The 14,431-nt window shown below is 70.7% G+C and carries 15 protein-coding genes; 10 read left to right on the forward strand and 5 right to left on the reverse strand.

Going from position 1 to position 14,431, the window contains the following annotated elements:
- Positions 1–54: 54 nt before the first annotated feature.
- A complete protein-coding gene (locus ACIQGQ_RS00790; RefSeq protein WP_402388950.1) occupies positions 55–3,444 on the forward strand; it encodes a S8 family serine peptidase in 3,390 nt (1,129 codons plus the stop codon).
- Positions 3,445–3,553: 109 nt separating this feature from the next.
- Here the strand turns inward: ACIQGQ_RS00790 and ACIQGQ_RS00795 are convergent, their stop codons facing one another.
- Positions 3,554–3,871, reverse strand: coding sequence for a hypothetical protein (locus tag ACIQGQ_RS00795; protein ID WP_402388953.1), 318 nt, complete (start codon positions 3,869–3,871; stop codon positions 3,554–3,556).
- 64 nt (positions 3,872–3,935) lie between these two features.
- On the opposite strand from ACIQGQ_RS00795, the gene ACIQGQ_RS00800 reads away from it, so the two are divergent.
- The 3 genes from ACIQGQ_RS00800 (at position 3,936) to ACIQGQ_RS00810 (ending at position 6,208) form a co-directional block, all read left to right on the forward strand.
- Positions 3,936–4,565, forward strand: coding sequence for a hypothetical protein (locus ACIQGQ_RS00800; protein ID WP_402388954.1), 630 nt, complete (start codon positions 3,936–3,938; stop codon positions 4,563–4,565).
- 493 nt (positions 4,566–5,058) lie between these two features.
- Complete coding sequence (locus ACIQGQ_RS00805) at positions 5,059–5,595, forward strand: hypothetical protein (protein ID WP_402388957.1); 537 nt, start codon at positions 5,059–5,061, stop codon at positions 5,593–5,595.
- Positions 5,596–5,665: 70 nt separating this feature from the next.
- Positions 5,666–6,208 carry a hypothetical protein gene (locus ACIQGQ_RS00810; RefSeq protein ID WP_402388959.1) on the forward strand — a complete coding sequence of 181 codons (543 nt, stop codon included), beginning with the start codon at positions 5,666–5,668 and terminating at the stop codon, positions 6,206–6,208.
- Positions 6,209–6,224: 16 nt separating this feature from the next.
- Here ACIQGQ_RS00810 and ACIQGQ_RS00815 read toward each other — a convergent pair whose 3' ends face one another.
- The 3 genes from ACIQGQ_RS00815 to ACIQGQ_RS00825 are packed head-to-tail and all read right to left on the reverse strand — an operon-like array spanning position 6,225 to position 8,576.
- Positions 6,225–6,686: a hypothetical protein gene (locus tag ACIQGQ_RS00815; protein WP_402388962.1), complete on the reverse strand. Its 462-nt coding sequence runs from the start codon at positions 6,684–6,686 to the stop codon at positions 6,225–6,227.
- Positions 6,683–7,219 (reverse strand): NUDIX domain-containing protein, encoded by a 537-nt coding sequence (locus ACIQGQ_RS00820; RefSeq protein ID WP_402388965.1) that lies wholly within the window; start codon positions 7,217–7,219, stop codon positions 6,683–6,685. Before ACIQGQ_RS00820 ends, ACIQGQ_RS00815 begins: the two co-directional genes overlap by 4 nt.
- 1 nt (position 7,220) lies before the next feature.
- Positions 7,221–8,576 (reverse strand): tetratricopeptide repeat protein, encoded by a 1,356-nt coding sequence (locus ACIQGQ_RS00825; protein WP_402388968.1) that lies wholly within the window; start codon positions 8,574–8,576, stop codon positions 7,221–7,223.
- 223 nt (positions 8,577–8,799) lie between these two features.
- Here ACIQGQ_RS00825 and ACIQGQ_RS00830 point away from each other — a divergent pair, with 223 nt between their 5' ends.
- From ACIQGQ_RS00830 to ACIQGQ_RS00850, 5 genes are all read left to right on the forward strand, one after another.
- Positions 8,800–9,549: a hypothetical protein gene (locus ACIQGQ_RS00830; RefSeq protein WP_402388970.1), complete on the forward strand. Its 750-nt coding sequence runs from the start codon at positions 8,800–8,802 to the stop codon at positions 9,547–9,549.
- Positions 9,550–9,625: 76 nt separating this feature from the next.
- Entirely contained in the window at positions 9,626–10,537 is a 912-nt protein-coding gene (locus ACIQGQ_RS00835; RefSeq protein WP_402388973.1) for a phosphotransferase family protein, read from the forward strand.
- A 1-nt stretch (position 10,538) separates the two neighbouring features.
- The gene (locus ACIQGQ_RS00840; protein ID WP_402388976.1) at positions 10,539–11,231 is read left to right on the forward strand and encodes a class I SAM-dependent methyltransferase; all 693 of its coding nucleotides are present in this window, start codon (positions 10,539–10,541) and stop codon (positions 11,229–11,231) included.
- A 36-nt stretch (positions 11,232–11,267) separates the two neighbouring features.
- Positions 11,268–11,813, forward strand: coding sequence for an HAD domain-containing protein (locus tag ACIQGQ_RS00845; protein ID WP_402388979.1), 546 nt, complete (start codon positions 11,268–11,270; stop codon positions 11,811–11,813).
- A gap of 73 nt (positions 11,814–11,886) precedes the next feature.
- On the forward strand, positions 11,887–12,357 hold the full coding sequence (locus ACIQGQ_RS00850) for a tyrosine-type recombinase/integrase (RefSeq protein WP_402388982.1): 471 nt from the start codon (positions 11,887–11,889) through the stop codon (positions 12,355–12,357).
- Between the two features lie 108 nt (positions 12,358–12,465).
- On the opposite strand, the gene ychF is transcribed toward ACIQGQ_RS00850, so the two are convergent.
- Entirely contained in the window at positions 12,466–13,554 is a 1,089-nt protein-coding gene (ychF, locus tag ACIQGQ_RS00855; RefSeq protein WP_402388984.1) for a redox-regulated ATPase YchF, read from the reverse strand.
- Between the two features lie 231 nt (positions 13,555–13,785).
- On the opposite strand from ychF, the gene ACIQGQ_RS00860 reads away from it, so the two are divergent.
- Positions 13,786–14,427, forward strand: a complete 642-nt coding sequence (locus tag ACIQGQ_RS00860; protein WP_402388987.1) for a DUF6542 domain-containing protein — start codon at positions 13,786–13,788, stop codon at positions 14,425–14,427.
- Positions 14,428–14,431: the final 4 nt, after the last annotated feature.

A 14,431-nucleotide genomic window follows, 5' to 3' on the forward strand; every position in this document is an offset into this window, starting at 1 on the left:
CTGCCAGGCTGCAGCCGCACCACGGCATTCCACCGCGTCGAAGTAGGGAGATCCATGCGCCCCCTCACCCGAATATCCCTGGCCGCGGCATGCGCCGCCGCCCTGGCCCTCACGGCGGTCGCACCGTCCGGGGCAGCGGGCGCACCACCCGGCGGCGGCCCGGGGAAGAGACCCGTCGTCGGCAGCGGACCGGCGTCGTCCGGAGGCCGGCAGACGGCCGTCACACTCATCACCGGCGACAAGGTCCTCGTGACCACCGACGCGTCGGGCCGCAGCTCCGCGGCGGTACTGCCGCGCGAGGACGGCACCCGGCCGGTGGTCCAGACGTACCAGTCGGGCAAGGACCTCTACGTCTACCCCGAGGGCGCCACCCGGGCCGTCGCCGAGGGCCGGGTCGACGAGCGGCTGTTCAACGTCACCGGCCTCATCCGCCAGGGGTACGACGACGCGCACACCGACGCGCTGCCGCTCATCGCCACCTACGGGGACGGCGTGGACGTCGCCAGGAGCACGCCCCCGGCCCCCCGCGGCTCCGAACGGGGACTGCCCCTCCCCGCGGTGGGCGGCGTCGCCCTCACCGCGGACAAGGACACCGCCGCCACCTTCTGGCGCGACGTCACCGCCCCGCGTTCCCGTTCCGCCTCCGCGCCGCGGAAGCTGTGGCTGGACGGACGGGTCGAGGGCACCCTGGACCGGTCCACCAAGCAGGTCCACGCTCCGGAGGCCTGGGCCGCCGGTCACGACGGCAGCGGCACCAAGGTCGCCGTGCTCGACACGGGAGTGGACGCCGGGCACCCGGATCTCGTGGACCGGGTCACCACCTCCGAGAATTTCACGGACTCCGCGACCACCGACGACCGGGTGGGCCACGGTACTCATACCGCCTCCACCGTCGGCGGCTCCGGAGCGGCGAGCGGAGGCCGGAAGAAGGGCGTGGCCCCCGGCACCTCCCTGCTCATCGGGAAGGTCCTCAACGACGCCGGGTACGGCCAGGACTCCTGGGTCATCGCGGGGATGCAGTGGGCCGTCGACCAGCGCGCCGACGTCGTCTCCATGAGCCTGGGCAGCCAGGCGATCGGGGACTGCACCGACCCGGTGGCGCAGGCCACGCAGCGGCTCGCGCAGAGCACCCGCACCCTGTTCGTCGTCGCCGCGGGCAACGCCGGACCGGGCACCGAGACCGTCTCCTCCCCCGGGTGCGTTCCCGAGGTGCTGACGGTCGGCGCGGTGGACCGTGACGACAGCACCGCCCCGTTCTCCAGCCGCGGCCCGGTGGCCGTCACGCACACCCTCAAGCCCGAGATCGCCGCCCCCGGCGTCGGTATCTCGGCGGCGAGCGCGGGCGGCCGCGGCGTGTACGCCTACCGGTCGATGTCCGGCACGTCGATGGCGACCCCGCACGTCGCGGGCGCCGCGGCCGTCGTGCGCGGCGCCCACCCGGACTGGACCGCGCAGCAGGTCAAGTCCGCGCTCGTCTCCTCGGCCCGCACCGGCGGCGGGGTGGAGGGAGCGGACCGGACCGGCGCCGGTGTCCTCGACGTGTTCGCCGCGGTGAACCAGAAGGTGCTGGCCGCGCCCGCCGTCCAGGGCGGCAGCTACGCCTGGCCGCAGGACGCGTCGGACCGCACCACCGTGACGGTGCCCTTCACCAACACCGGCGGCAGCGACGTGGCCCTGGGCCTGAAGGCCGACGGTGTACACGGCAACGACGGCAGCGAGGTCCGCTCCGGCGTCGTCGAGCCGGTGCGGCACAGGGTGACGGTCCCGGCGGGGGCCACGGTCCAGGTACCGGTGCGGATCGACCCCACCGCGCGCCTGAAGGACTCCCAGTACGGCGCGGTCACCGGCCGCCTCCTGGCCACCGGCCACGGTGTGCACGTCTCCGTACCGGTGACGCTCTACGTCGAGCCCGAGACGGTCACCCTCCGGGTCAAGGCCGTGGACCGCGACGGCGGGCCCGCGGCCGGCACCTCCTCCCTGGACCTGGTCAGCCTGGACACCGACAAGGGAGAGCGCCGCGCCAACGCCGGGGCGCCCGACCAGACGTACCGCGTCCGCCCGGGCAGCTTCTCCCTCAGCGCCTTCGTGACCACGTACGGCGCGAACGGGGCGCCCGGGTCGGTCAGTTACCTCGCGAAGCCGCAGCTCCGGATCACCAAGGACACCACGGTCGTCCTCGACGCCCGGCGGGCCCACCGGTTGAGCCTGGACACCGACCGGCCGGCGGCGGTGGACACGACCACGATCGGCTACGCCCGGATCTGGGACGACACCTGGCTGGTCGCCGGCTCGGTCTCGACGGACAGCACCGTCCAGGAGTTCTACGCGGACGTCGACGGACGCGCCACGGACGGCACCTTCGAGTTCCGGCCCACCTGGCGGGCCAGCGGCTCCCAGGGCGGCTCGCCGTACGTCTACAACCTGACGTTCCCGACCTCCGGACCCATCCGGTCCGACCAGGTCTACCGGCCCAAGGACTCCCGGATGGCGCGGGTGACCGAGACCTGGAACGCCGTGGGCAAGGAGGCGGACTACCTCGACGCCCTGTTCGTCCGCCGCCCCGAGAGCGGCAGCGACTACATCCCGGTGAGCCCGTACGGCGCGGTGCACGTGCCCGCGACCCGCACCGCCTACTACACGACCGGCGACGACCTCTGGTACCACGGCGCGATGAGCAGCTTCCCGTTCGCCGCGTTCATGGGTGACCAGGAGCGCGCCTACCGGCCGGGGCAGCGACGGTCCGAGGAGTGGTACCGCGGCGTGCTGCGGCCCGCCGCCGCCCGGGACACCGACGGGAAGCCCATGCTGGCCGCCGAGCGACAGGGCGACCAGATCGGCGTCCAGACCGCGTTCTGGCTCGACGGCTCCGGTGACCACTGGTCCCCCGGCGGCTCGTTCGGCGACATCGGCAACCTGCGGCTGAAGCGGAACGGCGAGGAGATCGGCCGCCGTGCCGACCCGTTCGGCGTGTTCCAGGTGCCGGACGAGGACTCCGTCTACGAGCTCACCCAGAATCTGCAGAAGATCGCGACCTCGGACAAGAACTGGCTCCGCTCCAGCGCGGTCACCACTTCCTGGACCTTCCGCTCCCACCGGGAGCCGGACGTCTACTCGCGCGGCCTGCCGCTCCTCTTCCCGGCGTACGACGTGCCGGTGGACGGCCTGAACACCGTGGCCGCTCGGAAGGGCACGGAGATCGGGCTGTCGGTCGAGGGCCACGCCGGATACACCCCCGGAGCGGTCACCCGTGCCGCGCTGTCCTACTCCTACGACGGCGGCACCACCTGGATCCAGGCGCCGACCGAGCACCGCGACGGCCGCTGGACGGCCGTCCTCGACCACACCGGCGCCTCCGGCGAACAGGTCACGCTGAAGGCATCCGTCACCGACGCCAACGGCAACGCGGTCACCCAGACGATCACCCGCGCCTACGACGTGCGGTGACCCGGGCGATCACCCGCGGCTACGACACACGGTGACACCGGTTGCGGCCGGGCGGACCCTCCTCACGGGGGCCGCCCGGCCGCGACACGAGGTGGCGACGGCTACGCGGCTACGGCTCGTACAGGGGCAGGAAGTGGATGACCGCCTCCTCGTAAGGATGCGCGGCGCGCACGGCCCGCTGGACGGCGGCGGCCTGCTCCACGTCACAGACCGACTCGATCCGGCACTCCTCGCCGTGCTGCGTGACACCCACCTCCCCGTCGTACGGTTGCGAACCGGGCAGCGCCTGCCAACTGCCGGTCACCTTCCACACGCTTGAACACCGCGCGTACGCCCCGACCCGCCCCGCACCGGCCCCGTGGAGCGCCTCGATCACGGCCTCCGCGTGGCTCTCGGGAACAGATATCTCGATCTTCAGCCGCGTCATCCCCGGACCCTAACAACCCGCACCACCCGCGCCCGCTGTCAGTGGCGGCTGCTTCCATGACGCCATGAACACCGTGCACGAGATCGCCGCCCGCCTCCCCGGCCCCGCAGAACTCCGCACCCACCTCCGCGCGCTGGCCGTCCTGGACGCCGTGATCGGCGACGACCCCCAGTACTGCTGCTACACCTTCGACGCGGACTGGGGCCCCGGCGAGGAGGCGGCCCTGATGTCGAACGGCTCGGGGGACGACTTCTCCGTCCTCTTCACCCCGGCCGGGGTGCTCATACGCGGCTTCGACCACGAATCGGCGATGAGCCCGTACGGGACGGACGAGGGCCGGGTCTGGCCGGGCGTCCTCGACGACGTCCCCGCCCCGCTGCGCCCGCTCCTGGACGAGCCGGCCTTCTACGACGAGGGCATCGATGCCCCACACGTCACCGCCTGCATCTGGCGGGAGACCGCCGACACCACCTGGCACACCGGCTCGGCCATCGCCTTCCCCCCGGACAACGAGTCCCCGGACGGCGCCGGTTACCTCTTCCACCTCCTGGCGGACCGCTCCCCCGAAGCCGTCCGGTCCCACTTCGAGGACTACTACGAACGCCCCGTCCCCCTCGACGCCGTCCGCCACGTCCTCACCGGACTCCCCCTCACCCCCGAGACCACCGCGGCCCTCGCCCCGCCCGCCCTCTGATCCAGCACCGAATCCGGCGGAGGGGCCGGAGTCCGCGACCCCGGCCCCTCGCAACCCGTATGTTCACCGCACCGACGCGTCACACGTTGAAGCGGAATGCCTGAGGGCTGATCCTGGCCTGCGGCGGAGCCCTGATCAGGGCGCTGACCTGGGATTCCTCGTTGACGTGCGTTGGCTCCCGACGACCGTTTACGGGTGTCCTGCGGACTGGCTGCGGACTTGCCGGGGGATCCGAGGCAGCGAAATCCCTGGAGCTGTAAACCGCGTCCGAAGCGGCCGAGCTCGATGAGGGTCGTCGTGCCCGGCACCACCAGCACAGAGGCCGCCTGGAGGGCGGGCAGAGCGATGACGGCAAGCGGCTGTGGCGGCCGAAGGCCGCCCCTTCGTGAAGACGCGAAGACGTACTTCAGTCTGGCGAGCGCCGCCGTAACGCATCGGGCGATGTCAGGCGATTGCCTGACAGGCGAGGGATGGGTCCGGTAGATCTGTGCCCGTGACTGACTCCATGCCCCCCGATGACGGCGAGCCCACTTCCCTCCGCGAGAAGGCCAAGGACTGGGTCGAGAAGGGCAAGGGTTGGGCCGAGAAGCACCCGAGGACGATCCGCTTCGTCAAAGTCGCGGGCGTGGCTGCGGGCATGGTCGCTGTTGTGGTCCTCGCGCCGCGCAGCATGAATGAGGACGCAGACGAGTTCCCCAGCTATGCCGAGGGTTCCGCAAACGCCGAAGACGTTGAGGATGCTGAGGGTGCTGCGGAAGTCGAGGGTGTCGCTGGCCAAGAGCAGCCCTCCGCCTCCGAAAGGACGAGCAGTCCTCGCGACTCCGTCAAGAACCACCTGCGGAATCTCCACCCCGGCTGGAACGCCAGCGAGGAGAAGAAGGCGCAGTACAAGGAGGAGACAGGGGAAGATCTGCCTCCCGGCACCACCTGGGTCTCTCCAAAGTCCGATGCGGACGATTCCCCGGAAGGCGAGGCCCCGGGTGCGGATGATTCCCCGGAGGACGAGTACCCGGGCGGAGCAGCAGCCTGAGCGCTCAGGTGCAGGTCGCCGCGACCTCCATTCTTGTGCAGTGCCAGCGCAGGCCCTTACGTTCCGTCCCATGACCGCATCAGACGATCTACTCCGCCGGATCGAGCAGGAGCCTTCCCTTGCTGCCGCGCTCGCCTGGCCTGGCGATTTCGACGTCGAACGCCGGGACCCCATTGAGGACCTTGTCCTTCCCACCGGTATCCCCCTGCACCCGATAGCCAGCTGCGGCGCCGGCGGCACGTACTTCCTGTGCGGGGGAGCCGGGGCCGAGGAGAGGCCCGTCCTGTACGCCGACTCGGAGGGCCAGGCCACACTGATCGGCGCCGACCTCGTCGAGGCCATCACACTCATCGTGGTGCTGCCCTTCTGGCGCGACCTGGCGAAGGGCTTCGCGATCAGCGAGCTCGGCTCGGACCTTCGGGCCGACCACCCGGACTTCGACGCCGAGCGCGACCGCCTTCTGCACGCCCTCGGGCTTGCCTCCATCTCCGAGGAGGAGGCTGCCGCTCGCCTGCTGGCGGTGGCTGCACGCACGGCCCCGGACTACGTGCCGCGCGTACCGGACGACGATTACCTGCCTTACAAGCTTCTGTTTCCGAGTGGCCCTGCATAACGAAGCCAGCGCTACGTCAGTATCGGGCGATGACCTGCCGCAGGTCCGTGCCCAGGAGGTCCTCCAGTGCGTGGACGCTGGCTTGCGGTAGCGGCAGCTCGCATTCTGGATCTGTGGTTACGAGGCTGTACCTGGCGAAACCCGCAGCCCAGACGTAGTCGAGGGCGTTCAAGTCCGTCTGGGCCGAGCAACAGGGCACCGTAACGGCAAGCGAGTCGAAATAGCCGTCCGGAAGGGCTGCCGTGTCCATCGCGTTGCCCCACCAGTCTTCGATGTCGGAGCCGCACACGGGGCACCGAACACCGCACCAGTTCGCCCCGGGGTCGATGAAGGCTGCGCCGGGGATGTCCCAGACGTCATAACCGCCCAGCGCTTCAGGAACCAGTTGCTGTAGCTGGGCCTGCGCAGCCTCGCTCGCGGCCGACTCAGGCGAAAAGTGCGGATCCTTGGGTATGAGGTGAAGCAGCGTGATGCTCACGCTGCCGACCAGCCGTCCAGCGAGACCTCCAAGCTGTCATTCAGGTAGTGGTGGAGGGCGCTGGCAGTGGTATCCACAAACGCCTCGGGGATGGCGTTGGCGTCGATCCAGCGGACCTGGGAGTGCTTGCGGGGTTCGCGGTTTTCGGGTTCGCCGGTCCATTCGTGGGCGGCGAAGACGACCGTGAGGAAGCCGTTGGGGGCCTCGACGCCCCAGGCACCGTGGATGATGTGGGCGACCCTGAGGGACTCGGGCTTCACCGTGAGGCCGGTCTCCTCGTAGAGCTCGCGGACCGCGGTTTCGGTGATGGGCTCGCCCGGCTCGCTCTTGCCGACGGGGAGGTCCCACATGCCCTGGGCGAACTTGGCGGTCTCGCTGCGCCGGAGCAGGACAACGCGGTTGGTGGCCTTGTCGTGGACGATGACGGCGGCGACCAGCAGGGTCATGGATTCGAGCGCCGGCTTCAGGGCCTTCGGCTGATCGCCGGTCTGCTGGGTCACGGTGTTCCCTTCGTCGGGCGGGTTGTTGGGCATGTTAGGCGAGGGCTTCGCGGGCGCGGCGGGCGAGATCGGCTGCACCGGGAACGCGGCGGCGCTGGTAGACCGCGAGGGTGGAGCGGATCGAGGTGATCGCCTTGCGCGTGCGGTCGGAGGTCATGCCCTCCATGAGGACCAGGGCCTGCGTCCAGGCGGCGACGGCCTCGTCTGCGCGGACCTGTGCAGCGAGGCTGTCGCCGAGGTCGGCGTGGGTGAGGGCGTGGACGCGCTTGTACTTCTCGGGGTCCCAGCGGGTGAGGGCGTCGCGGTGCTGCTGCTCGGTGCCGATGTGGTCGGCGAGGTCGGTCAGGGTGCGGGCGGTGTGGCTGGCCACCGTGCCGGCGGCGGGGCCGCTGACGCGGGAGTAGCTGGGCTGGGGGCCGTCGTCCCGTAGGAGGGCGTCTTCGGCGGCGAGCAGGGCGCGTGCGGCCGACGGGTTCTTGTTGACTGCGGCGTAGGCGCGGGCGTGGGTGATGTGGAGGAGCGCTTCGGTCTGGCCGTCGACGTGGCCGAGACCTGTGCGGAGGGCGCCTTCGACGAGGTCGACACAGTGGTGGGGGTGCTTGAGGCTCAGAGCCTGGTGGGCGAGGGCGCGCATCATCCAGGCTGCGTGGCCATGGGGGTCGGCTTCGCAGGCGAGCTTGTAGCCGACCTGGTAGTAGCGCTGGGCGGCGCCTTCCTGGCCGAGGTCGTGGTGCTTCCATCCGGCGAGGTAGGCGAGTTCGGCGACGGCGCCGAAGGCTGCCCGGCGTAAAGCTTCATCGGGGAAGCGTCCGCGCAGCATGGGGGCGGCGGTGTCGGCGAGGTACGCGGTGACGGTGGTCAGTCCGTGCCCGCCGCCGAGGCGCTCGTCGGCGGCGCTGAAGGCTGCGGTGATCTGGCGTACGACGTCCACGTCCTCCGCGCCGACCAGGGACGTGCCGGTGCGGGCGCGGAGCATGCGGGCGGTGGCCTCGTGGTCGTAGCCGAGCGGCATGGCGACGCCAGCAGTGGTGAAGGCCGCGATGGCGAGGAAGCGGCGGCGCTCGACGTCGGCCCGGCCCAGGTCGGTGACGGCGAGGACAGGGTCGGATTCGGCCGGCTCCTCGGCATCACCGACGGGCAGGCCGATTTCGGTCCGGGTGACCGCACGTCCTGCTCGGCGGGACAGTGCTTCGGCGAGGTACTGGCCTACTCGGCCCGACGGGGCACGGGTGCCGTTCACCCAGTGCGAGATGGCCGACTTGTTGGTCTGGAGGATCTCGCCGTTCTCGGCGGCGATGCGCCGCACGTCTCTGGCGAGAGCCTCGTAGGTGCAGTCGACCGCCTCAATGACGTCACGCAGACGGGAGTTGGGTTCTCTCTGCGCCGCCACGATCGCCTCCACTCCGGAGCTGTAAACCGCGTATACCGCTTCAACTGGCTTCCACCGTACCCACTGAGCGTGACCACCGGTTCACTTATCAGCAGCCGCCCGGAACGGCGTGACCGTGATCCAGGCTCCCCCTTGGTCCGGGCGGCACCCCGAAGTTCCGTACGCCCACACCGGGCTTGGGCATTCCTGTGCCCGGACCCGGCCGATCAGAGACGGAGACACGGTGACCACCATCGACACCACGGCCATTACGGTCGAGCTGCCCGAGGCGTTCGACCCGCGCTGGAGCCGCCTGCCCGGCATCCAGGTCGAGGGCCGGCGCATCACCATCGACCCGGCCGAGTACTTCTTCCGCTTCGAGTCGAACACTTGGCTCGTCGCCGGCTGGGAGCGGGTCAAGTCCCAGCTCCTGGACGTGGACGAGACGACCGAGAGCGCAGTCGAGCAGCTCGCGCTCGACTTCATCAAGCAGCACAGCGAGTCCACCTCCGACGCGGCCCGCGTCCTGGCCACCGCGTACGAGGTGTACGCCTACCTCTTCCGCGACGAGCACCTGGCCGACCTCGGTCTCCCGGAGATCACCGCCGACCACCTACGGATGCTCCGCGAGGCCGCCACGCTCATGGCGCTCAACAAGGTCGAGCTGGACGGGCACATCTCCAACGTCGGCCCGTGCTGGTTCTTCCCCGCCGCCACCTCCGTCGTCTTCGACCTGGACGACGAGACGGGCGGGATGCTCGACGAGGTCTACCACGGCGGCTGGTTCAACGAGCACCGCCGGATCGAGTCCATCAAGGCCCACGCCGCGCTCGGTGGCCGGCTCGTGCACGGCTGCCAGTCCGTGCCGGACCAGTCCGGCGGCGTGGTCGCGCCCTACGGTGCCTCGATGGCGAACTTCCGCGACGACCTCACCGCGTTCAAGGCGGGCTGGATCGAGCAGGTCTACGCCCACCGCGTGAACCTCGCCGCGTAACCCACCCGATCAGGCTCCGGGGCGGGCCGGTATCTCTCGCCCGCCCCGGACTCCACCATCTCCCCGGAGCCCTCCTGTGACCACGAACCCCAGCGCCGAACTCCTCGACAACCTGCTCACCACGACCGGCCAGACCACCGCCGTACGGGAGGAGGTACGCGTGTGGTCCATGTCCGGCGTCGAGCGCGTGACCTTCCCCGACGGCTCCACGGCCGTCTTCAAGTACGCCAAGAAGCCCTTCGACAGCGAGAACCAGGCCCTCCGCCTGGCCCACACCCTCGGCGTACCCGTCCCCCAGCTCCACGCCTCCGCCGTCCTGGACGGCTGGCTCGGCATGCTCATGGAAGACCTCGGACCGTCCGTCCGCGAGGCCGACGACCTCGACGGCGTCGCCGCCGCCGTGGTCCTGCACGGCACCCGTACGGCACAGTCCTTGCCCGTCCTCGACCAGGAGCGCCTGCGCGCACTTCCGGTCCGAGCGCTGGAACACCTCGAACGGCTACGCAAGGCCGACCGGTGGGAGGACGCCGACGACGTCGAGGACGCGCTCGACCGTATCGCCCAGGCCGCCGAGGCCCGCTCGGCCGGAGCGACACTGGCGCCCTTCGGCTGGGTGCACTCCGAGTTCCACCCCACCAGCCTCCACATCGGCGAGCGCGGCTGGCGGCTGCTCGACTTCGCCCGCGCCTTCACCGGCCCCGGCCTGCTCGACCTCGCCAGCTGGCACGGCACCATCGATCCCCCGCACCCCGTGCGCCTGCGCGTCTTCCTGGAGCAGTACGTCACCGCCGGCGGCACCCCCGACGCCCTCGCCCCGCGCGGCGGGCTCACCGCCGAGAACTGGGCCCTGGGCTGGCACCGCATGTGGGCCGTCGAGTGGTTCATGGAGCAGTCCATCCGCTGGATCAACGACCCGGCCACCGACCCCGCCTACATCAAGGCCGTCCGCCGCCACCTCACCGACGTCCTCCACCTCCTGGAGATCTGACGTGCTCACCCAGGCATCCCCCTGGCACGCCCACGCCCTCCAGCGCACCGCCGCCGGCCTCGCCGAACCCCTCTCCGTACCCGCCCGGATGGAATGGACCACAAGACCCGGACAAGGTCCCGGCGCCGACGTCCTTGGCCCCGACCTGCGCGGCAAGCGACTCCTGGAACTCGGCTGCGGCCCGGGCCACAACGCCGCCCACCTCGCCGCACGCCATGGTGCGCGTGTCATCGGCGTCGACCTGGTCGGCCTCCAGGTCCGCCGCGCCCGCTCCCACTACGGACGGCTGAACAACCTCGCCTTCGTCGCCGGCCACGCCCTGCACTACCTGCACGCCTTCGACGAACAGTTCGACGCGATCTACTCCGTCTTCGGAGCCATCGGCCTCGTCGCCCCCGAACTCCTGCTCCCGGCCATCGCCCAACGTCTCACGCCCGGACAGGTCCTCGCCTTCTCCGTCCCCCACCCGCAGCGCGGCGGCCGAAGCCCCTCCGGTGACCACCGGCCCCGCCGCGACCACGTCACCCTCCCCGACCGCACCCGGCTCCCCATCGCCCGTTGGGAGTTCGACACCGACCGCTGGGAGAGACACCTCGGCCAGGCCGGCTTCTGGCTCACCTCGGCCCAGGACTTCCACGACCCCCGCATGGGCCACTGGCCCACCACCCTGCTGATCCGCGCCCGCAAGCTCTGACCAGCCATCCGCCGCGGCTTCCCCCCGGAGGAACCGATGCGCCCGCCCTACCTGCTCCTGGACATCGACGGCGTCCTCGTACCCTTCCCCCACGAGGACGGATCGACCCCGGCCACCCACGCCCGCCACGACGTCGTCCCGACCGGCCGGAGCACCGACAACCCGGTCACCGTCTGGCTCAACCCCGACCACGGCCGCCTCCTCATGGACGTCATCCGCACCGGCCTGGTCACCCCCGTCTGGTGCACCAGCTGGCGCCAGGACGCTGCCACCCTCATCGGCCCCCTCATCGGCCTCCCGCCCCTGCCGCACGTCGACCTCCCGCGTCCGCAGATCACCACCAGCCACCCCAACGGCTACCTGTGGAAGCGTGACCACGTCGACGCCTGGCTGGGCGACGCCCCCGCCGTCTGGATCGACGACGACTTCACCGGCCTCGACCATGAATGGGCGGTGGAGCGCACTGCGAAGGGAACGGCGACCCTTCTCATTCAGCCCGACCCACGCCTCGGTCTACAGCCCGAGCACCTGACCGAGGTCACGAGGTGGGTCGCGCAGTTATCCGCAGCCCGCGCCGTCTGACGACTGATGCCCTCGCTGCCACGAGCAGCGAGGGCATCAGGATGTGCTGCGAGATCCGACTACCTGGGTGCCTATGAAGTCGGGACCAACTCGGGCGGTGCCGACTGCCCTGCCGGACCTATGGATCGGCTGGCCGAGAAGCGTGCCCAACACGCCGTGCTTGGCGGTCTGCTGGATCTGCTGCTCGACCGGAGACGGTCCGGCCGATGGGCCTGAGGGCTGGATCTTCACGGCGCCGCAGGGCGGGCCCGTGGTCTACACGCACTTCATGGACGGGTCCTGGCGGCCCGCCTGCGCGAAGGCCGGCATAGAGAAGGGCACCGGACCCCACGCCCTCCGGCACCACTACGCCAGCCTGCTGATCAAGCACGGCGAGTCCGTGAAGACGGTCTCCGAGCGCCTCGGCCACACCAACGCGGCCAAAACGCTGAACATCTACACCCACCTCTGGCCCGACTCCGAGGAACGGACCCGGGCCGCCGTCGACAAGGCGTACGCAGACCGGTCCGCCGATGCCCAGCCACAGGTCGACGAAGCGGCATAGCCGCTCCCCCGCGCGCTGACCGAAGTCAGCACGCTGCGGACTCTGCGCGGACCGCAAAGGCCGCCCAACCCGCTCCGTCGCAGGTCAGACGGCCTTTCGCCGAACGTATTAGACGTTGAAGCGGAACTCCACCACGTCCCCGTCCTGCATCACGTAGTCCTTGCCCTCCATGCGGGCCTTGCCCTTGGCGCGGGCCTCGGCGACGGAGCCGGTTTCGACCAGGTCCTCGAAGGAGACGATCTCCGCCTTGATGAAGCCCTTCTGGAAGTCGGTGTGGATCACACCGGCGGCCTCGGGGGCGGTGGCGCCCTTCTTGATCGTCCAGGCGCGGGCTTCCTTCGGGCCTGCCGTGAGGTAGGTCTGGAGGCCAAGGGTGTCGAAGCCGACGCGGCCGAGGGTGGCCAGGCCCGGCTCCTCCTGGCCCATGGACTGGAGGAGTTCCAGGGCCTCGTCGTCGTCGAGCTCGATCAGCTCGGACTCGATCTTGGCGTTGAGGAAGATCGCCTCGGCGGGGGCGACCAGGGCGCGCTGCTCGTCCTTGAAGTCCTCGTCGACCAGCTCGTCCTCGTCGACGTTGAAGACGTAGAGGAACGGCTTGGTGGTCAGGAGGTGCAGCTCGTGGAGGAGCCTGCCCTTCTCGGTGCCCGCGGTGATGCCTGCGGCGAAGAGGGTCTGGCCGGACTCCAGGATCTTCTGGGCCTCCTCGACCGCCGCGAGGACGGCGACCTTCTCCTTCTGGAGGCGGGACTCCTTGGTCAGGCGCGGGACGGCCTTCTCCACGGACTGGAGGTCGGCGAGGATCAGCTCGGTGTTGATCGTCTCGATGTCGTCCTTGGGCGAGACCTTGCCGTCGACGTGGACGACGTTCTCGTCCTTGAAGGCGCGGATGACCTGGCAGATCGCGTCGGACTCGCGGATGTTCGCGAGGAACTTGTTGCCCAGGCCCTCGCCCTCCGAGGCGCCGCGGACGATGCCGGCGATGTCGACGAAGTCGACCGTGGCGGGGAGCAGCCGCTGGGAGCCGAAGATCTCGGCGAGCTTGTTCAGACGCGGGTCGGGGACGCCGACGACGCCCACGTTCGGCTCGATCGTGGCGAACGGGTAGTTGGCCGCCAGCACGTCGTTCTTGGTCAGGGCGTTGAACAGGGTCGACTTGCCGACATTCGGCAGACCGACGATTCCGATCGTGAGCGACACGTTGGCGACTTCCTGAGGAGTGAGGCGGTGGGCGGAACTCGGGGCCCGGGGTGGGCCGATTCTCCAGTTTACGGGCGGGGGCAAGCGGGTACCCACGGGTCCGGTCGGGGAGGGGTCCGGGCGGCCGGTCCGGTTCCCGTTCGGCCGTGTGGCATCGAACTCATCGTCCAGCTCGCCCAAAGGGCGTGTCCCGTACCCGCTTCGCGGCGCCCGGCACCCTACGTTGTCCCGGTGGAGCAGCACAGGACACGTCCCCCGCAGCGCAGGCAGGCGCCTCAGTCACCCCAGCAGCCTCAGGCCCCGCTGTCCCCGCAGGGCACCATCGAGGAGGCCGCGACCGTCTACCGGGCGGTGCGCCCGCCGACGGGCCGGAGGCGTCCGGTACCGCCCGTGGTGCTCGCGCTGCGCAGGCTGCCCAATCCCCGGCTGACCGGTATCGGGGCCGGGCTGTTCGCCGCGGTCGCCATGTTCGTCCTGGCCTGTCTGGACCTGGTGGCCCTGGACGGGTCGCCGGCGGTGTTCGGGGTGCTGTTCCTGCCGGTCTGCGCGCTGACCGCGCTCTGGGTGCGGCCCGCGGACCTGGTGACGGCGCCGATCATCGTGCCGATCGCGTTCGCCGTCGGGATCGTCCCGATCTCCGGGGGCACCGGCGGGCTCGGCGGCCGGATCATGGCGGTCGTCACCGCGCTCGCCGTGCACGCCGGGTGGCTGTACGGCGGAACGCTCGTCGCCGGTGTCATCACGACCGTACGGAAGGTACGGCAGATGCGTCAGCGCCGGCGCCGTACGGCGGTGGCCCCGCGTACGGCGGGGGCGGCGCGCGCCCCGCAGGGGGCACCGCGCCGCCCCCGCCGGCGGGAGGACGCGTCGTAGGCCC

The organism is Streptomyces sp. NPDC092952, from assembly GCF_044754785.1.
Classification (GTDB): Bacteria; Actinomycetota; Actinomycetes; order Streptomycetales; family Streptomycetaceae; genus Streptomyces.